The following is an 18361-nucleotide window of genomic DNA, read 5'->3' on the forward strand; positions in this document are numbered from 1 at the left end:
AAAAAGGAGGCTCTTACGAGCCTCTTAAAACAGGGGATGATTTATAAATATTGGGATGAAAAGAGAGAATATTACGAAGTTTTTTTGGGGAGAACTTCGTAATTTTTTAATTAGGGTAGTGTCTTGTTCTTCAAGACATTTATTATTATAGCATATTTGCACTTTGAAATGTGTCTTTTTTGTGTTTTTTGTTTTATACTGTCGAATAGTTAGGGCTAAATAACCGCAGGCGTCTAGTTAATACAGGCTAACGGCTCTTCCTTTCCTCGAAAGATGTTTAATTCTTAAGGTGATCCTTTATCTTCTACCGCATTATTGCCATATAAAAACTTGTGTCTCTTCCCCCCCTCAGTTTTAACAAATAAAAAAAGAAATCAAATAAGATTTCTTTTTGGGGATGCTTTATAAATATTGGGATGAAAAGAGAGAATATTATAAAGTTTTTTTGGGGAGAACTTTATAATATTTTTGTTGGGGTAGTGTCCTGTTCTTCAAGACAATTTCTATTATGGCACACTTGTTTAAATAAGATGTGTTCTTTCCGTGTCAAAATTGGATATTAACTTTTTCTATCCATTACCTCTTTGCAAACAAATATCTGCTACTAATGGATAATGATCCGATGGAAATCTTCCATTTTGATTATCTTTGATAATCTGTGTTCGCTCAACTTCATACTCAGGGGAAACAAAGATGTAATCTAAATGCATTCCACGCTCACGATCTTTAAACCGTCCCATTGTTGCCTGATGATAAATTTTCGGATCTTTTTCCTGCACAGCAACCAATTGTTGCGTATTGTATTTTTCACCAAAGATTGTTTGAATGACACGGTGATGGGGATTTGCATTAAAGTCTCCCATAAGAATCACGGGTAGTTTTTCTAAAGCATGCTGCTTTTCAATATAGCGCATAATTTTTTTCAACCCATACTGTCTTGCAGGAGATAGATAACAATCTAAATGTGTATTATACACCCTCACTACTTCTCCCGTGCTTAATTTGATTTTTGCTGTTGTACAAATTCGCGGAAAAATAGAATACCATACGGAACTTCCAACTTTCTGAGGATTTCTAGATAACCAAAATGTCTCCTGGCTTAAAATCGTATGCTTGGTTGAGACAAGGATATTATTATGCTCAATAAAGAATCGTTTACTCCTTGGCCTTCCGATAATCTGATATCCTTTCAAATTTTTTTCTAGGTCTGCCCGCATCTTGACGGTTACTTCTTGAAGACCAATAATGTCACAACTATATTTTTCTAAAATATCACACACAATCTCCTTCCGATGACGCCAACGATTTTTACCATCTAAAACTGAATCAGAACGGAGATTAAATGTCATAATTTTCACCTATTACTCCTCCTTTCGATCCTTTACTCTTCATTCATGAGAATATTTATTTACTTTATAAAATTTATTCTACCGTTTTATTTCTTTACCACTCCTACTTTCCAACATCTCTTAAATAAAACTATCCTCATCTGAAGTATATTCCTTAACTATTCTTTTCATTTGTGTGGTTGCTATTCCAAAAAAAGTTACCTCGCGGTAACTTTTTAAATAAAAAATATGTATAGGAAATGAGCAACCATTCCAGCAACGATTCCTCCAATTGTATGGGCCATAATTGCCTTACTACTTAATTGTCTTACCCCAAGTGCATCCATCATTCCAACATGGGTACTTAAATATCCACTCCAACACATTCCCATCGCAGTAAATACTGCAATATCATTAGGCGTTACAATATTTTCAGTAATAAATTGTGGAATTAGCGACATCGCTGCTCCGACAGCCCCTAGGGAAGTGACAGGTACCGCAATAGCTTGCGCATTAGTAAATCCAAATAATGGGTTTAACAAAAACATGAGCTTTTCACCTATGGCTGGAAGAAGAGCTACCCCCTCATAAGCGACCCCTAAATAAACAGACTCTCCTGTCAGCGGATCCGTTGAGGGACCAAATGTTAACAACATAACAAGTGTACAAATAATCAAAACTCCAGGAATGATTGACATTCCCATTTCGACCCCGTTCTTTCCTCCTTCAAGCATGGCATCAAGAATACGTTGGAACAGGTTTCCTTCACGAATCTCACGATAGTCTTCAACAACAATCACCTCATCTTGTTGAAAATCTTCAATTCCTTGATTCGCATAATATTTTTTTGTGTAGGAAAGCATGAGGCGAACACTGACGATACTCCCAACAATGGCTCCAACATTCCCAAGTAACGCTGGCACAATGTAATCTGGGCCCAATGCCACCATAAAAGTTGTAACAATTAACCCCATCCCAAACGCTGTTCCTAAATTACAAAGAACTGGAATTTCATGTTTTTTAAAAAAACGTTGAAATTCTTTATCTTTTGCAAACGCAATAATAGCGGGATTATCCGATAAATAAGTAGCAATCGCTCCTATAATACTTGCTCCTGGTAATCCGTAAAGCGGGCGAATAACCTTAGATAATAATTTATTGATTAAAGCAATGACTCCAAACTCCGATAATAGCGCACTAAGCGCCCCAGCTAACACGGCCAATGCCATAATTAAAAACACAGTTTGTAGTAATAGGTCATGGGCCGTCTTCATAATAACACTAAACATGATTCCAACACCCATTTGACTGGCGATATATCCAAAGATGCCAAGGGTTACTCCCAAAAAGATAAAGGTTTCTAAACTAACAGAGCGTACCCGTTTCCGTGATTGGTTCATTTTTCCATCTCCTATCTTAGTTATTTACATCATTTTAGGCGTTTCCCTACTAATCTTTGCGTGGATCAATCCTTTATCCTAAATTTATTTTTCAAGTAGGAAATTTCATTTCAAAAAACGGAACCACTGTTTACATATACTCTAGTAACTAAACGACGAAATGATGGGATGTTTCCAATCAGATTATAGTCAGTCTAAATGCTTTTCTCCCATCAAATGATTAGAAATTAGATTTAGTCTAACTGATTGATATTACTCTTATTATATTAAAAACTCTTCTGACAATCAACGACAATACTCTATGTTTTTTACCATCGCCTATCATCTCTCGCCTAATTCTAAGTGAAATTTCATTTCTTCCCCCAAAAAGTTATCTCTCTTATTTACTATTATTTTGAATTTTATCGTAAAAATCCCCTGTAAACGGACATACTAATAAAAACTAGTTTTTTAGGAGGCTATTATGAACGTTAAACAAATGATACCTATTAGCTTAGTTGGGGGATTAGTAGTCGTCAGCGGAATCTTCCTAAGCTTTACCCAACACCAACCCGAACAGATTCAAACATCTGCTATTAAACTCGATTTAGCTCGAACAACAGCAACACCTGTTTCCAAATTACTAGAGGCAGATTCGCCTACCCTTGCTAATGCCACTTCTCAACTAACCATGCTTCATGAAGAACGTAGCATGTTAGAGTCCGAGATTCAAAGTCTACAAACAAATATTAAAGAATTACGAACCCAACGTAATATTCTTGCCGAAGAAACAGGACCTTATACTGAGACTCTTTCTAAACAAATTCTCACACCTTTAACTAACCTTAAAGAAAAGCTATCTAAACATATGTCTTCACAGGACACCTCTTCGCTTTATGAAACCTCTTTAAAAATAATGACGGAAGCCGTACACACGGTTGAGCAATACCTTCATAACCCAAATGAAACTGATTATACGAAAGTCATTCAAACAACCTTCAAAGCAATTGATAAACAACTCACTAAACACCCTGTTAACTCAGCCTTTAATGTTGCTACGGAGTTTTTAACATCAGGATACACCAAGACGATGATTCTTTTAGATTTACACGAAACGCAAGAACTGTTGCAAGCGTTTGAAGCAAATTATATTGCGGTTGAGAATGATGAAACATCTCAATTCAAACGCAGTAAACAACAACAACTTGCAACAGAGGAGGATTTAAAATTTAAAGAACTTCAATTAGATGAACTAGCCCTTCGCCTAAGTGGAATTCTCGATGAAATTGAACAGGTTTCACAATAAAAAAAATGAAGGAGAACCCCCTTAAAATAGAATTCTCCTTCATTTTTAATTTAAACACGTCTCATTTTCCTTGCCTAAATCCACTGTCTTTACCCTTTTCCCTAAAACCAAATGGTGTTTTAAACTATCCTTATATCGACGCGCTAAACTTAAATTCAAATCGAGATAGCTACTCCGCCTCATTAGTTCTACCATTTTCCCTGAAATTGTTTCTTCCGGGTAGCGTAACTGATTTACCTTTTGATCCATCATTGCTTCCTGATAAAGTCCAAATGTATCATTAATTTGTTTCATTTTATTCAATATTTCTAATGCCCATTCAGTCATTAAAACCTCTTCATCCCTTCGCTTAAGTCGAAGTGAAGAACAACGTCCTTCTCTTGCTATTTGCTCTGCATTGAAGTTAGCTTCCTGTTGCCAGTTTTCCACCTCGACCTCCTCACTCTCCAATAAAAATAAGATAAACAAATGAATAAATTGTAAATCCGTCTTAGAAATTCCTAGTGGTTCAAATGGATTAAGATCGATTGAGCGTATTTCAAGATAGGAAATCCCCTCCTGTTTTAATGAATCCATAAAACGTTGAGGATTCCGTGCCTTTAAACGAATCGGACTATAAAACTCCTTGTAACTGAACAGTGTCTGTTTATCAATATACGTCTGTAAAGAGCGAACGTAACTTTTTACATCCTTGTAATCAACATAAATTGGGACTTTATTTTGATACCCATCTGAGCTATTTCTAAAGGAAATTGCTCCCTCATACGAAAAACTATCTCTCGCGATTTGTTTTAGCGGAGCTTTACATTCACTTAAATAACTTGTATCGATGACCGGAGAAGCCCCTAAAAAATAAATAAGCAACCAGCGGTATCGCAAATATTGACGGACAATTTTAAGATATACTTGATCTTTAAATAATTGATAAGATTGGCTAGCTCCTCTTTCTAAAAATAATTTTTTCAGCAATGTTTCACTAAATGAGAAATTGTAATGGATCCCAGAAATCAATTGTTTTTTAGCCCCATACTTATCTAATAATAATTTTCGGTACGCCATGAGCGCCCTTCCTTCCTCATCACTAGTAAAGTGGGCAATTGCAACTACTTGTTTCTCCTCTAACAAACAGGGCATCGATTGCGGCCATAAATATTCCTTCCTTTGTAGCCCCTTTATTGTCTGATGGTAAAGAGAAGCTAAGGAGCGATGCACCTGATTAATCGTCTGACAAACAGGGGTAATCATTTCAATTTGACTCTCGGAAAAGTCGGTTGTAATAAACGGATTTTTCAACTTATCACCGAACACTTCTGGGTGCGGGGTATCTGCGAGTTTCCCCTCTTGTGTCACGCGCAGTCCCTCTCGTTCAATTCCAAAATTTCCGTGGTATAAATCTTCAACGGTTAGTTTTTCTTTCAATTCCAATAACATTCCCTTTTTACCTCCTCTCCCAAATCGTCCATTCCTTTTCAATACGACTTGTACGAGACGATCACTTTAAATCTCCTCACATCTCTATTTAATGATTCGTCATCCAATCCGAATGGATTAAACAACTCAGTCTGTTTAATAAAATATATGGTTCCTTCGGTTGGTGTACATACAAATTCTAAATTATCTTTTCATAGAAAACCTTTAAGTCTTGCTAAATATAGATGACGAAGCCCTACTAAGTGACAGGCTTAGATGCTTTCCCCACTTATATGAAAAGGGGTGTCCTTCTAAAAAGATTGAACCATTTATACCTTATGATTCCTCCTTGGTATTTATACCAAATCACACTTATCTCCACCCCCATCATAGCACATTTTAATAAAACTTTCTCGCCTAATACACCTGATCTTTTGAATAGGAGATGTGGATTCACCCAACTTGTTTTTACTTTTTTCTTTATGGTATAATAAATTTAAAAAATTAAATTTAGGAGTCTACCTCATGACAATATCCCAGATCTTATCTTATTTTAATGAGTATGGGCCTCTGCTTATTTTTGTGATTATGTTTTTAGAGGCCTTAAACCTTACCGGAATTCCCTCATATCTTATTTTAGCTACGATCGGTTACTTGACAAAGCAAAGTTCATTTCATCTTCTTACCATCTTTTTTACAACCTTTATTGGCAGTCTTTGCGGATGTCTTCTATATTATCTGATTGCTCTAAAATTTGGTCGCCCCATGTACAATTATTTCTATTATAAATTTCCACCCACTCAGAAGGGATTAGACAAAGCGAAGGAGTTGAGTGAGCGCTATGGGGCCATCACTTGTTTAATTGGTCGAACAATTCCAACCGTACGCACATTTATCTCACTCATGGCAGGTGTCTTTCAGGTCCCTTTTCAATCATACCTGTGGTTCTCGATGGGGGGCATTGCGATTTGGAATTCACTTCTCCTTCTCCTCGGATACATTTTCGCCTGCTCTTTATAAAAAAACCTCAAACGAATAGGAACCTTTAACGATATAATTTTTAATCTAACCCTTATGGTTCACTATTAAGCTGAGGTTTTTTTATTTTACAGACAGACACTTTACTTTAACAATCTCTTTTTTAGTCGTTTTTGTTTTCTTCTACGTCCAATAAACGTTAACATCTTGTAACAAATTCTTAACCTTCCCCTTACTACCTCCAATTTGTCCCCAATCTCTACCTTTAATCGATCAGGCACTGCTCTTAACTGTTCAACTTTTCCTTGAATCTCTCGCGTTTGACGCTCAATCTTCTTATTAGCACGATTCATTAGCCAAATCATCATTCCTGTGACCAAAAGTGCACATAAAATAGAAATAACCATTAACACATCATATAAAACCAACGACCATTACCTTCTTTCCTCTTACTTCTCTTTTTGTATTATAAACTGAATACTTGATGGGTTCAATCATTCCATTAAAAATAGAAGGTAAAGGTCAGAAATTTGTTCATCATTTTTTACTATCGCCCATTGACCTTTACCGCTGAAGAGAAACTATAGAGGTTTATCCTAATTTCACTGATTATTCATATTCTGCATATATCCATTGATTATAAAAATCAATAATCTGTTGCATTACGGCAACATCTAAATTTTTTTTCGCGTCATAAAAAACCCGTTGATACATCCTTTTTAGTGTGGGCGACATCTTCTCTTCCGCTAAATCCGCATCCACTTGTAGTTTTAACGTCTTTATAAGTCGTTGATCAAGAACGACATCATGGCCACGATTTTGATAGCGTCTGAACGTTAAATGATCATGGGCCGATAGCAACGGTTCATATTTAAAAAAGGATTGCTCATAACTTGTCACCTCATCGTCTTCGCTATGAAGAAGAAGAACATGACTATTCGTATGCATCAATACATTTAAATGGTCTTCCCGAGCATAGTTTCCATATTTTAAATACTCATAAAGTTTAATATAAGGCTTTAACCATTGAAAGTGATAAGGCATCGCATCCGTTGAAGCATAAAAGCCCGATTGTTCGACGACAGCGGTAATATCCTGATGATGATTTAAAACAGATACAACCGCATATCCACCACTTCCATGACCATATAGCATCACCGGTAAGTCACCATACCGCTTATCTTCCTTCACCTTACGAATCGCATAATCCAAATCAATAGCTGCCTGTAAGTAGCCTCCGGTACTTTCTCCTTCACTTTCATCATTCCCTGTTCCGTCGTAGGCAAAAACACGATACCCGCTATTTACCATATAATTGATTTCTGGCAAATACGCGTTATGCCCCGTTTCAATTCCTGAAGATACAATAATGGTCCCCAATGGGTTGTCATTCTCTGGACTTGTATATACATATCCTGCTAATAATTGACCGTCATTAGACTCAAAAGAAATAGGACTACGTTCTAAATTTGAAAATACTGAGAGGTCATACATTAAATATTCCGGAGTCTCATTTCTTTCCCCATATTGCCTCTCATACAAACATCCAATCACTAACAACGGAAGAAACAAACTAAGCGCTCCTCCTAAAACAATCCAACCGATCATCCTCTTCCTACTTTTCATCCTCTTCCTCCCTCAATCATGCATTATCCTATTTTTCCTTTGTTGCCTCCTCAAATGAACCCTTGTATTAAAGATAAGGAGGGGGGACTATCTTTCATGAGTTTTTGCTTTTAAAAGGGCTTCAAAATAACTTATCACCCTTATAACATGACCAACTGTTAAACACAAAAGAACAACTAAGACGCCTAAACTAAAAATCACGGTAATCCTCGTTAATGCTATCCCTTTCATCATCAATTGGAAGACACCTAATCCGACAAACAACAAACAAAGCCCCCCTAAAACCAATCCAGCAATCACTATTAATAAAATAATTTCTGCCATCTTAATTTCCCCCTGACTTTCGCCCGACGTTTACGTCATGATTAATGAAATTCACTGGCGTTACTTGGTAAAGAATTGATTCGATGTAAAAATTTAGCTACTTTTTCCCCTTGTTCAACATCATAGGTGTATCCGAGAACCCCTGCCACTTTTTTCGCATATTTTTCAACGAATAACTTCATCAAAAACAAACGCTCCCACATCCCCCCATAACTTTGATTAGGATACAGTGAAAGATACTCTTGATAGCTAGTATCTGATAAATAACGTTTTAACCACCTATTTTTTCGGCCTAAATCAACCTTCCAATCATATTTAATTTCAACCATCCAGCCTAATAGGGTTGTTAGCCCCTCCGTTAAAAGTTTCTCATAAAGTGACCCAACTAGCGTCACCTCTTCACGATACAATGCCTTAGCAACCTCAATTTGATTCCACCAAATGTCATTCAGTAACTCCTGAAACTCCTCTTCCGTCGGGCATGAAACACGGCTAGGAAACAGATGAGTCTGAGTATTTAGTGGCAACTGATGATCCTTGTCTAAAATCACTCGATACAATGTTTCTGAGATAACATATTCCTTTAGTCTATCGAGCGTTAGGAATTCAAAATCAAGGCGAATTCCATCTTGAAATTGCATTTGAAAAAGAAGATGAGACGGGGTTAACTTATTTTTTTTAACGACTAACAATTCCCCAAATGTCTCCATCCATGAACAATCCTCCGTATAACGGTGCAATTTTTCACTTTTTACCCCTAAACAAAAGCGGTAATCTCTCATAATATCAAGAGGAGCATCGCGATTTAATCGTAATCCTGTTTGTATTAAAATACGAATTTCCGCTTCACGTTTTACAAATTCAAGTACCTCTCGTTGGATTTGCGCACTTGAACGCATTTTTAAGAGAGGAACTTTTTCATTTATCGGATGAGTTAAACTATATTTTGAGAAAACAGCGCCCCCAATGCTTACCTTCTCATCTAACCTCATCCCAAGTTTTTTTACTACTTTAGTTAACTCAAAATCAATCGAGCGAACCATCATCATCAATCGAGGAACTTTTAACGTCAAAAAAGAAAAGTCCACTAACTTTCTCAAAATTTCTTCGATAACGTTTAATTGCCTTAAAACTTCTAAGTTATCATACCCTAACTCTACGCTCACTGTATCAGGGAGTGATTTAAGCTGTACCCCCCCAATCGTTTGCTGATTCTTTGTTAGCCTAACCTCCCATTCAAAATCAACGATTTTTTCATTTTTCTCCCTTTTTGAAGAAGACGATGCTTGCAAATGAGAGGGGTCTCCTCCCTTATGTTTCTCAATTAATTGGCAATGATCTGTACATAAGTTCATGTCGATCTCTCCCATCTTACAAAAAAGTCATAACCCTATCATGCTATTAATTTATGTTTTTTAGCTTCTTTTATGTGCCCTCCCCTATAAAAAGGATTTTGCATTTTTCAACATCTTTTTCAAACATCGTCCATTTTAGTAGACTTTTATCGCAAGGTACGATAAACTTTCTTTCATAAAAAGGAGGAATAAAATTGAAATTTATCTCATGGAATGTCAACGGATTACGCGCCTGTGTTAAAAAAGGATTTTTAGATTTTTTTCAAACCATCGATGCTGACTTTTTTTGTATTCAGGAAACAAAGTTACAAGAAGGACAAATCAACTTAGAACTCGAGGGGTACTACCAATACTGGAATTATGCCCAAAAGAAAGGTTATTCCGGAACAGCCATTTTTACTAAACACCGTCCGACGTCGGTTTTTTATGGAATCAACCTGGAGGAGCACGACCAAGAAGGACGAACCATTACGTTAGAATACGATGAATTTTATCTCGTAAATGTCTATACTCCAAATTCCCAAAACGGACTTGCCCGGTTACCGTATCGCTTAAGTTGGGAACGTGACTTTCGCCATTATTTAGTCGAACTTAACAAGAAAAAACCTGTTATTTTATGTGGGGATTTAAACGTCGCCCACCAACCTATTGATTTAAAAAACCCTAAAACTAATCAAAAAAATGCAGGATTTACAAAAGAAGAGCGTGAGGAAATGACCCATTTACTCTCAGAAGGATTTATTGATAGCTTTCGCTACTTTTTCCCGCACCAAGAAGGATGTTATTCCTGGTGGTCTTACCGTGCAAATGCACGTGCTAAAAACGTGGGTTGGCGCATTGATTATTTCCTTGTTTCTAATCGTCTAAAAGAAAGCTTACAAACAGCTACTATTTATCCAGAAATTTTAGGATCTGATCACTGCCCAGTTGGTCTCACACTCACAATAAAATAAGAAATGGACAAGTCTTGCACTTGTCCATTTCTTATTTATCAAAGGTTAGCTTTGTTTTTGCCCCATGTGAGCCGGATTAAATTGATTAACTTCTAATAAATAATTAATCTGATCTTGAAGATAGTAATAATTTTCCTTGATTTCACTTACTATTTTAAACGTATAAATGATAAAGGCAAGATTCCAAATTAAACTCACAATCAACATCTTCGAAGAAAAATAATACGTATAGACGGTTGGTAAAAATAGCGTCATTAACAAAAGAACGGTGAGTAAAGCAACTCCCCCCATGTTCATTCGCAACCGTAAGCTAATCCCTGCTAATAAATGTAGGGCGTCGAGTAACTTATTATTTTTCATCTCTAATAAACGTTTTGGAATTTGATTTTGCGAGCGCTTAAAGGAATGGCTCATATTTTTCATTAATGTTAATTGAATCAGCAAGTATTGCCTAACCACCCCAATGACAACACCACACGTTAAGATAAGAATTAAGATTAAACTATATGCTTGAATAGATTGACTACTTAATAAAATGCTCCCCAATAAAATTAATGATAGAATGGTTCCTAAGTTAAACCCTTCTAAAAACGTCGTAAACGATTTTGGATTTTTCATCCGCATCCCCCTCTCATCGTCATTAGTCTAACATGCGACTCGTAAGGAACTTGTCTATCTATGTCAAGGGGTATTTCCTGGATTTAAAAACTACGTTCTCTTTTTCTTAAACGGTGACTATCTATGACGCCTTATCATATGTTATAGTAGAAGCACTCGTAAAGCGTCAAAAAAAGCAATTTATCCTAAAGAGGGGACGAATCGCGCTGAACGATAGCAGTATGAGCCATCCTCAGGCTGAAGCAACTCGGTATGTGATGGAATGAACATAGCCTCCTCCAAAATGGTGACCTCTGGCATCCAAAGAAGGTACTTCATCATATAAAGGCTACCGCTTTGCTCATCAATTGGGGCTAAGCCCTCTGTCTGTAAAGAACGAGAAATTCCTTCCACTAATTCGCCCATTAATTCGTGATGTGGCGTACATCCCATCAATTCATTAGAAAAATAAAAATCATCTTTAGTTTCCACAAAAAATTCGACATCATCCAATAAAGGTTCAATATTTTTAAAACAGGCTGTATCTAATTCAACGTAAATTCCACCATATTGATAAAGAACTTCATAACGAACGATATTGGTCTTTTGCACGACATCTGTCGTTTGATCATAACTTCTTTGGTTTCTCAAGGGAATCAGATGGTCCACCGTCCATAGGTGATATTCCCAATCAGGATGATGTGACTTCCACGAATCAATAAACGATAAATATTTTATTGGAACATCACCGTCTCCTAACCATATTTGATGAATTATTTTAGGAATTATTTGACTCATGTCGATCGACTCCTTTCCTTTTTATTATTATATGTATTTTCTAATAAATCGTTCATCGTTTCTACCGATTATTAGAAATTTGTTATTTTTCCTTGCTCCCTCATCTCTTCGCATGTTATTTTAATCTTAAATTGTAAAAAGGAGGAGAAAAAATGGAGATTATTTCTCATTTACGCGTCTATGATTTAGAGGAGACCCTTATTGCGAGTGGGTATGCGATGATTGAGGATTATCAGGAAGAAATTGTTTTACAACAACTGAATTCTTTAAAAGGGAATGCAAAGGAGTCTCACCCTTACCGACGTGCTCTAAAGCTGTTACGCGCTCCGTTAAATAGTGGACATTGTTCGTTTGCGAAGGGGATTGTCGTGAATATGGATATCACCTTTACAAATAAAGCTTGGATTGAGTTTCAACGGTACCATTTTGCTGACATCATTACTGGGATGAGTACCATGCATCGAATTAGCCAGTTTGATTTAAAATCTGCGTTTAACGACTATACAGACCCTCTTATTATCGAGCGTCTAGAAGAGCTTCAAAAACATTATCAGCAAACGAAGTCTAAAGAAGATTATCTGAAACTCCTGTACTCGACCCCAGCGGGATTAAAAATGACAGGAAGAATTACAACTAACTATTTGCAACTCATGAACATTTGGTCACAACGTCACCATCATCGATTGCCTGAATGGCGACAATTTTGTCAAGAACTTCAAGAGAAGCTTCCGTTGTTTGAAGAGTTCTTAGTCGCAAATGGACAGCTTCATGTAGATGAAATAAAATGAAACGTCTAACGGGAAGTTGGAACATACAAAAAGTTATCGCCAGGTTGGTTGTCTAATCAACCACTGTCACCCATTGTATGTTGACCTAGCCTCCCCAATCCTATACAAAAGACCCCAGGTCCGAAGATAGATCAGCTATCTCTGCCTGGGGTCTTTTTTCGAGTCCTCGGTATCCAACCAACACTCACTCATCATTATTTTTTCTTTAAAGCACCTAAAATACAAGCACCGACTATTGAACCTACGGCAATCGCAACAAGGTACATGAGGGCATTTCCTACAACCGGTAATACGAAGATTCCACCGTGTGGTGCTGGCAACGTACAATTAAAAATCATCGTTAGTGCACCAGCAATCGCCGAACCAACCACACAAGCAGGAATGACTTTTAATGGATCAGCCGCTGCAAATGGGATAGCCCCTTCCGTAATAAAAGAGAGTCCCATGACATAATTAACTTTTCCAGAATCACGTTGCTCTTTTGTAAAACGTTGGCTAAAGAACGTTGTGGCTAATGCGATGGCTAAAGGTGGAACCATCCCCCCGGCCATGACAGCCGCCATAACTGCTTCATTTCCAGATTCTAATGAAGCAATTCCAAAAACGTAAGCCGCTTTATTAAATGGTCCTCCCATATCAATCGCCATCATTCCAGCCACAACAATTCCTAAAATAACTGCTGAACTCGTTCCTAATCCATTTAAAAAATTAGTCAACCCTTGATTAACAAAGGCAACTGGCGGATTTACAATAAACGTCATGATGACTCCGACAAGCAATGTTCCAAATAAAGGATAAAGCAGAACAGGTTTAATCCCTTCAAGTGATGATGGTAAAAATGAGAAAACTTTCTTTAATCCAACAACAAGATAACCGGCAATAAATCCGGCAAGTAACGCCCCTAAAAATCCAGCGCCACCTACATTTGCTAACAATCCACCAACGAAACCAACAACCATAGCTGGGCGATCCGCGATACTAACCGCGATAAATCCTGCTAACACAGGCAATAAAAATCCGAAGGCTGCATCACCAATCGTTTTAAAGAAAGCAGCAAACGGCGTATTTGATCCAAAATTTGCTGGGTTTATTTCGCGATTATCAAATAAGAAGGCAAGGGCAATTAAAATTCCTCCAGCTACAACGAAAGGTAACATGTTTGAAACACCATTCATTAAGTGTTTATATAATTGACGCCCGAAACTTTCAGTTGACTCCTCCACTACATCCTGTGTCGCTGACGAATTATAGTAAATGGGTGCCTCTCCATTTACTGCCCGGTTAATTAATTCTTCTGCTTTGTGAATCCCGTCGGCAACCTTTGTTTGAATCACACGTTTACCATTGAATCGTGCCATTTCTACCTTTTTATCAGCCGCAACAATAATAGCTTCACAATGCTCAATCTCTTCTTTTGTTAACGCATTTTTAATTCCTGCTGATCCATTCGTCTCAACCTTAATCGAAATTCCTAACTCTGCCCCCTTTTTATTAAGTGATTCTGCCGCCATAAACGTATGCGCAATTCCAGTTGGACACGCTGTGACTGCCAATACTTGAGGATATTTTGATGCCTTTTCATTCCCCCCTTGTTCGATAACTTCTTCTGTTTCCTCTTTAAACGCCTCTGTTTCCTTTCGATCAATCAATGATAAAAATTCATCCACTGTTTTGGCATCCATCAGTTTCTTTCTAAAGGATTCATCCATCAAAATCGTTGATAATCGCGATAGGACTTCTAAGTGCGTGTTATTTGCCCCATCAGGTGCAGCAATCATAAAAAACAAATGAGCTAAACTTCCATCAAACGATTCATAGTCAACCCCCACGTGGCTAACAGCGGCCGCCAAGCATGCCTTTTTCACTGCAGCTACTTTAGCATGTGGAATGGCAATCCCTTCTCCAATCCCGGTTGTACTCTGCTCTTCACGCGCAATAATTCCTTCCTTGTACGCCTTTTTATCAGTTAAGTGACCACTAGCATCTACTAAATCAACTAATTCATTGATGGCCTCCATTTTATTTTTCGCCTGTAAACGAAGACTAATTGAGTCTTTACTTAACAAATCGATAATTCTCATATGAACCCCTCCATTTTATAGTTTTTGAACAACAATTTCCTTTACTAAGGCTAAAATCTCCTCTGCTGTCGCTACATCGCTTGAAAAAGCTGTGGCACTCCCACTCGCTGCTCCAAGACGAAGCGCCTGTTCATAACATTGAGTTTTTTCATAACCGGCAATAAACCCCGCTACCATCGAATCCCCGGCTCCCACTGAATTTTTTACGACCCCCTTTGGAACATTTGATCGGTATACCTCACCATTTTCAGCTAATAAAATTGCTCCGTCTCCTCCCATTGAAATTAAGACGTTACGCGCCCCCATGTCCTTCAAGCGATTCCCATACTGAAGCAAATCTTCCGTGGTTGAAATCGTTACCCCAAACATCTCTGCTATTTCATGATGATTAGGTTTAATTAAAAAAGGACGATAGGTTAAGACGTTTAATAATAAATTTTTAGTGGCATCAACGACTACTTTTACTCCTCGATCCTGTACATGCTCCATCATTTTTTCGTAAAAATCATCCGGTAGCGTCGCCGGAATGCTTCCCGCTAACACTAACGTATCATCCGCCGTTAATAAATCTAACTGCCGATACAGTTTATCAATCTCTGTTTTTGGAATATGCGGTCCCATTCCATTAATCTCTGTTTCATCTGTCGTTGTTTTAATTTTCATATTGATTCTAGAGTATCCCTCACTCAATCGAATAAAATCGGTATCAATGCCCTTTTCTTTTAAGCTTCCTTCAATAAAATTTCCCGTAAATCCACTAATAAAACCTAATGCACGATTGGAAATTCCGTGCTGATTCAGAATTTGAGACACATTGATTCCCTTTCCACCCGCATAAAAATGTTCGGTGCTCACCCGATTTACCATTCCCTCAACTAATTGCTCCATATTCACGACGTAATCAATCGATGGATTCAAAGTTACTGTATATATCATATTTTCACGTCCTTTACTATCGTTATTTTTTCATAGGCCTTAAGATCAAGACTTCCTGTTGTAATAATAGTCGCTTCTTCTAAGTCCGCAAACTTTGTAAAACTTACTTCACCAAACTTACTTTCATCAACTAAGACATATGTCGTTGCTGAGGATTTAATCGCGTGCTCTTTAATCAAGGCTTCCTCTGGATCTGGGGTGGTAAAACCGTGGATGGGATGAACCCCGTTACTTCCAATAAAACACTTGTCAAATTTATAACGATGTAACAAGGTTAGCGCCTCATATCCGATAATCGCCTTTGTCTTGTGTTTCACTCTTCCCCCGAGAATAAAGCATGGAATTTCATGATCAATGAGCGCTTCAATATGAGAGAGTCCGTTCGTCACTACCACAATATCCTTTTCTTTTAAATATTTAATCATCTCAAAGGTTGTTGTTCCTGAATCAAGATAAATACTCTCTCCATCCTGAACAAACGAGGCTGCATACTTTGCCATCCCATCTTTTTGATGAATAAATTGACTTTTTTTATCTTGATAGCTTTTTTCAACAAATTTATTAAGAACAGGGATTGCACCCCCATGAACACGCTTTAAACAATGACGTGCTTCAAGTTGAACAAGATCTCGACGGATGGTTGACTCTGAAAAATTAAACTTCTCCACAAGATCAGCGACCTTTACCGATCCTTTCTCCTTGAGTTCCGATAAGATTAATTGATGTCTTTTTTCCGTAATCAAAAGCCTCACCTCCAATATCCTATTTCGTTTAACTTCCCGTGATGAGGGACCTTCTAAACACGTTCATTTCATGGATGTCTTGAACACCTCTATAACTCTTTTTCGAAACCGTTTCCTACAATTCAATTTTAACGAAATCCTCACCTTTAGTCAATCGTTTTCATTCAAATTCATTCACTTTCGTTCATAAACATCCATATTCGTTCATTACATAACAAAAAAAGAGGGGCCCCTCATTTTGATCAGGTATCCCTCTCCCTCTTTATTCAATGAATACTAGTTATAATTCACGTGTAAAATAATACAAATGACCATTAACTCCACAAAGGCGCCATCCCTCTTGCCCAAGTTCATCTAATTTTTGTTTTAACGTTTCCGTTAACTCCTGATTTGCCACATTTAAAACTGTCTTTATATCAATCGCTAAGTTTTCTAATCGGTACTCAAATTTTTTCATCGTTATAGGCTCCTTTAATTAGTTGATACTTCATTATAAGAAGATCCTCATAAAAATATGCCTAAAACTCTTTATTTTTTCCTCCTCTGGTCAAAAATCCATTCCGCCCATTCGATTTATACGAAGTTAGATAAGGAGTTCTATCAACCGCTTTCCTCCGATTAGTCCAAATGATTAAAGCTAGATAAATTCTAACCGTTTTGTCTACGCTTTCTTTTTAAAATTAATCACCCAAAGCCACTAAGCCCTTCGAGGTTTTCTCATAGACGTTATAGTTAAAACAAACCTTTAATCTACCTGTCTTCATCTTTTAAAACATCACTGCCTTATCTTTCAAATCGTCCGTGAGTTCAACAAGGTTCGACTAAAAACATTCAAATAAAAAAGCTAGATTAATATCTAGCTTTTTTATTTCCCTTATTAGGCCTCAAATACTAAGTCAAAGCTAGACGCTTGACGGTTCATCGCCGCTGTTGCTAATGCTTCTAAACTTGGTAATCCCATTTCTTCTAGATGGCCTTTTGATAAAATTTGTGCCTCTGAAAGCGAGCAAATAAATCGTGTATAAATATGATCAACAACCGGAAATCTTACCTCTGTATCTTTACAAGACAAAATAATATTTTGGCGATTCCCCCTAATTTTAACCTCCATTGGGCATTCCTTAATATAGTTAATAAATTCCTTTTCTGTTCTCATTTGATTTCCTCCTTCATTTTTCCCCTTTATATCCACGCTTACGCTTGAAATGTCAAATCAAAACTTGATCCTTTTCGATTAATCGCTGCTGTTGCGAGCGCCTCGAAACTTTTTAAACTCAACTCTTCTAGTTTACCTTTTGATAAGATTTGAGCATGAGACAAAGAACACACAAATCGTGTATAAATATAATCAACAACTGGGAACTTCACTTCTGTTTCATCGAAAGATAAAATAATACTTTGACGATTCCCCCTGATTTTAACATCCATCGGACATTCCTTAATTCGGTTGATAAATTCTTTCTCTGTTCTCATCCTTGAAAACCCCTCTCACGTATTAATTAATCTTTGCTTGATGTCTGTAGTATAGCATGTTGTGAATTCTTTAACAATAATATTGTGAAAAAAAGTTCAATTGAAGCCTGTGAAAACGTACACAATCTCTATTTCATCCTCCCCTCTTTTCGAGTAAGCGCTAACCATAATCGAATTGTCGAATTCTGTTTGGAAGAAAAATAATAAAAAAACCTCGTCTTCGTTTTAAATCCGTAGACGGGGTTCTTCTAATCACCTATTGTAAAAAAATGTGCTCTTTTATGCA

19 protein-coding genes are annotated in these 18361 nt (G+C 37.1%); 4 read left to right on the forward strand and 15 right to left on the reverse strand.

Features of this window, described 5'->3' with window-relative positions; translation table 11 throughout:
* Positions 1-569: 569 nt before the first annotated feature.
* Positions 570-1349, reverse strand: a complete 780-nt coding sequence (locus AC6I0I_RS06710; protein WP_202618729.1) for an endonuclease/exonuclease/phosphatase family protein — start codon at positions 1347-1349, stop codon at positions 570-572.
* 215 nt (positions 1350-1564) lie between these two features.
* Entirely contained in the window at positions 1565-2728 is a 1164-nt protein-coding gene (locus AC6I0I_RS06715; RefSeq protein ID WP_262953610.1) for a CD0519/CD1768 family membrane protein, read from the reverse strand.
* 463 nt (positions 2729-3191) lie between these two features.
* Between AC6I0I_RS06715 and AC6I0I_RS06720 the strand changes: the two genes are divergently transcribed.
* On the forward strand, positions 3192-4013 hold the full coding sequence (locus AC6I0I_RS06720; protein ID WP_262953611.1) for a hypothetical protein: 822 nt from the start codon (positions 3192-3194) through the stop codon (positions 4011-4013).
* Positions 4014-4058: 45 nt separating this feature from the next.
* Here the strand turns inward: AC6I0I_RS06720 and gshAB are convergent, their stop codons facing one another.
* Entirely contained in the window at positions 4059-5444 is a 1386-nt protein-coding gene (gene gshAB, locus AC6I0I_RS06725; RefSeq protein WP_262950629.1) for a bifunctional glutamate--cysteine ligase GshA/glutathione synthetase GshB, read from the reverse strand.
* A 504-nt stretch (positions 5445-5948) separates the two neighbouring features.
* Here gshAB and AC6I0I_RS06730 point away from each other — a divergent pair.
* Positions 5949-6443, forward strand: a complete 495-nt coding sequence (locus tag AC6I0I_RS06730; RefSeq protein ID WP_161831654.1) for a DedA family protein — start codon at positions 5949-5951, stop codon at positions 6441-6443.
* Between the two features lie 101 nt (positions 6444-6544).
* Here AC6I0I_RS06730 and AC6I0I_RS06735 read toward each other — a convergent pair whose 3' ends face one another.
* The 4 genes from AC6I0I_RS06735 to AC6I0I_RS06750 form a co-directional block, all read right to left on the reverse strand.
* Positions 6545-6829 (reverse strand): hypothetical protein, encoded by a 285-nt coding sequence (locus AC6I0I_RS06735; protein WP_161831655.1) that lies wholly within the window; start codon positions 6827-6829, stop codon positions 6545-6547.
* Between the two features lie 181 nt (positions 6830-7010).
* The gene (locus AC6I0I_RS06740; protein ID WP_161831656.1) at positions 7011-8027 is read right to left on the reverse strand and encodes an alpha/beta hydrolase family protein; all 1017 of its coding nucleotides are present in this window, start codon (positions 8025-8027) and stop codon (positions 7011-7013) included.
* Positions 8028-8114: 87 nt separating this feature from the next.
* Positions 8115-8351, reverse strand: coding sequence for a hypothetical protein (locus tag AC6I0I_RS06745; RefSeq protein ID WP_161831657.1), 237 nt, complete (start codon positions 8349-8351; stop codon positions 8115-8117).
* Positions 8352-8392: 41 nt separating this feature from the next.
* Entirely contained in the window at positions 8393-9706 is a 1314-nt protein-coding gene (locus AC6I0I_RS06750) for a GNAT family N-acetyltransferase (protein ID WP_161831658.1), read from the reverse strand.
* A gap of 194 nt (positions 9707-9900) precedes the next feature.
* Between AC6I0I_RS06750 and AC6I0I_RS06755 the strand changes: the two genes are divergently transcribed.
* Positions 9901-10659 (forward strand): exodeoxyribonuclease III, encoded by a 759-nt coding sequence (locus AC6I0I_RS06755; RefSeq protein ID WP_161831659.1) that lies wholly within the window; start codon positions 9901-9903, stop codon positions 10657-10659.
* A gap of 45 nt (positions 10660-10704) precedes the next feature.
* On the opposite strand, the gene AC6I0I_RS06760 is transcribed toward AC6I0I_RS06755, so the two are convergent.
* Positions 10705-11277, reverse strand: a complete 573-nt coding sequence (locus AC6I0I_RS06760; RefSeq protein WP_161831660.1) for a hypothetical protein — start codon at positions 11275-11277, stop codon at positions 10705-10707.
* Positions 11278-11457: 180 nt separating this feature from the next.
* Entirely contained in the window at positions 11458-12054 is a 597-nt protein-coding gene (locus AC6I0I_RS06765) for a glycosyltransferase family 32 protein (protein ID WP_161831661.1), read from the reverse strand.
* A gap of 152 nt (positions 12055-12206) precedes the next feature.
* Between AC6I0I_RS06765 and AC6I0I_RS06770 the strand changes: the two genes are divergently transcribed.
* A complete protein-coding gene (locus AC6I0I_RS06770) occupies positions 12207-12842 on the forward strand; it encodes a hypothetical protein (protein ID WP_161831662.1) in 636 nt (211 codons plus the stop codon).
* Positions 12843-13036: 194 nt separating this feature from the next.
* On the opposite strand, the gene AC6I0I_RS06775 is transcribed toward AC6I0I_RS06770, so the two are convergent.
* From AC6I0I_RS06775 to AC6I0I_RS06800, 6 genes are all read right to left on the reverse strand, one after another.
* A complete protein-coding gene (locus tag AC6I0I_RS06775; protein ID WP_161831663.1) occupies positions 13037-14923 on the reverse strand; it encodes a PTS fructose transporter subunit IIABC in 1887 nt (628 codons plus the stop codon).
* A gap of 15 nt (positions 14924-14938) precedes the next feature.
* On the reverse strand, positions 14939-15859 hold the full coding sequence (gene pfkB, locus AC6I0I_RS06780; protein WP_161831664.1) for a 1-phosphofructokinase: 921 nt from the start codon (positions 15857-15859) through the stop codon (positions 14939-14941).
* A complete protein-coding gene (locus AC6I0I_RS06785; protein ID WP_161831665.1) occupies positions 15856-16602 on the reverse strand; it encodes a DeoR/GlpR family DNA-binding transcription regulator in 747 nt (248 codons plus the stop codon). The genes pfkB and AC6I0I_RS06785 overlap by 4 nt, the downstream gene beginning before the upstream one ends.
* 280 nt (positions 16603-16882) lie before the next feature.
* Positions 16883-17059 (reverse strand): hypothetical protein, encoded by a 177-nt coding sequence (locus AC6I0I_RS06790; protein ID WP_202618724.1) that lies wholly within the window; start codon positions 17057-17059, stop codon positions 16883-16885.
* A 420-nt stretch (positions 17060-17479) separates the two neighbouring features.
* Positions 17480-17758: a hypothetical protein gene (locus AC6I0I_RS06795; RefSeq protein WP_262953612.1), complete on the reverse strand. Its 279-nt coding sequence runs from the start codon at positions 17756-17758 to the stop codon at positions 17480-17482.
* Positions 17759-17796: 38 nt separating this feature from the next.
* The gene (locus tag AC6I0I_RS06800) at positions 17797-18075 is read right to left on the reverse strand and encodes a hypothetical protein (protein WP_161831667.1); all 279 of its coding nucleotides are present in this window, start codon (positions 18073-18075) and stop codon (positions 17797-17799) included.
* Positions 18076-18361 lie beyond the last annotated feature (286 nt).

Source organism: Turicibacter sp. St.80E1, from assembly GCF_059728495.1.

Bases quoted from the DNA above. Each gene is read 5' to 3' on its own strand.
- gshAB (WP_262950629.1), bottom strand. From the start codon at position 5,444: ATGTTATTGGAATTGAAAGAAAAACTAACCGTTGAAGATTTATACCAC.
- AC6I0I_RS06770 (WP_161831662.1), top strand. From the start codon at position 12,207: ATGGAGATTATTTCTCATTTACGCGTCTATGATTTAGAGGAGACCCTT.
- AC6I0I_RS06800 (WP_161831667.1), bottom strand. From the start codon at position 18,075: ATGAGAACAGAGAAAGAATTTATCAACCGAATTAAGGAATGTCCGATG.
- AC6I0I_RS06765 (WP_161831661.1), bottom strand. From the start codon at position 12,054: ATGAGTCAAATAATTCCTAAAATAATTCATCAAATATGGTTAGGAGAC.
- AC6I0I_RS06750 (WP_161831658.1), bottom strand. From the start codon at position 9,706: ATGAACTTATGTACAGATCATTGCCAATTAATTGAGAAACATAAGGGA.
- AC6I0I_RS06795 (WP_262953612.1), bottom strand. From the start codon at position 17,758: ATGAGAACAGAAAAGGAATTTATTAACTATATTAAGGAATGCCCAATG.
- AC6I0I_RS06740 (WP_161831656.1), bottom strand. From the start codon at position 8,027: ATGAAAAGTAGGAAGAGGATGATCGGTTGGATTGTTTTAGGAGGAGCG.
- AC6I0I_RS06720 (WP_262953611.1), top strand. From the start codon at position 3,192: ATGAACGTTAAACAAATGATACCTATTAGCTTAGTTGGGGGATTAGTA.
- AC6I0I_RS06760 (WP_161831660.1), bottom strand. From the start codon at position 11,277: ATGAAAAATCCAAAATCGTTTACGACGTTTTTAGAAGGGTTTAACTTA.
- AC6I0I_RS06790 (WP_202618724.1), bottom strand. From the start codon at position 17,059: ATGAAAAAATTTGAGTACCGATTAGAAAACTTAGCGATTGATATAAAG.
- AC6I0I_RS06715 (WP_262953610.1), bottom strand. From the start codon at position 2,728: ATGAACCAATCACGGAAACGGGTACGCTCTGTTAGTTTAGAAACCTTT.
- pfkB (WP_161831664.1), bottom strand. From the start codon at position 15,859: ATGATATATACAGTAACTTTGAATCCATCGATTGATTACGTCGTGAAT.
- AC6I0I_RS06745 (WP_161831657.1), bottom strand. From the start codon at position 8,351: ATGGCAGAAATTATTTTATTAATAGTGATTGCTGGATTGGTTTTAGGG.
- AC6I0I_RS06730 (WP_161831654.1), top strand. From the start codon at position 5,949: ATGACAATATCCCAGATCTTATCTTATTTTAATGAGTATGGGCCTCTG.
- AC6I0I_RS06710 (WP_202618729.1), bottom strand. From the start codon at position 1,349: ATGACATTTAATCTCCGTTCTGATTCAGTTTTAGATGGTAAAAATCGT.
- AC6I0I_RS06775 (WP_161831663.1), bottom strand. From the start codon at position 14,923: ATGAGAATTATCGATTTGTTAAGTAAAGACTCAATTAGTCTTCGTTTA.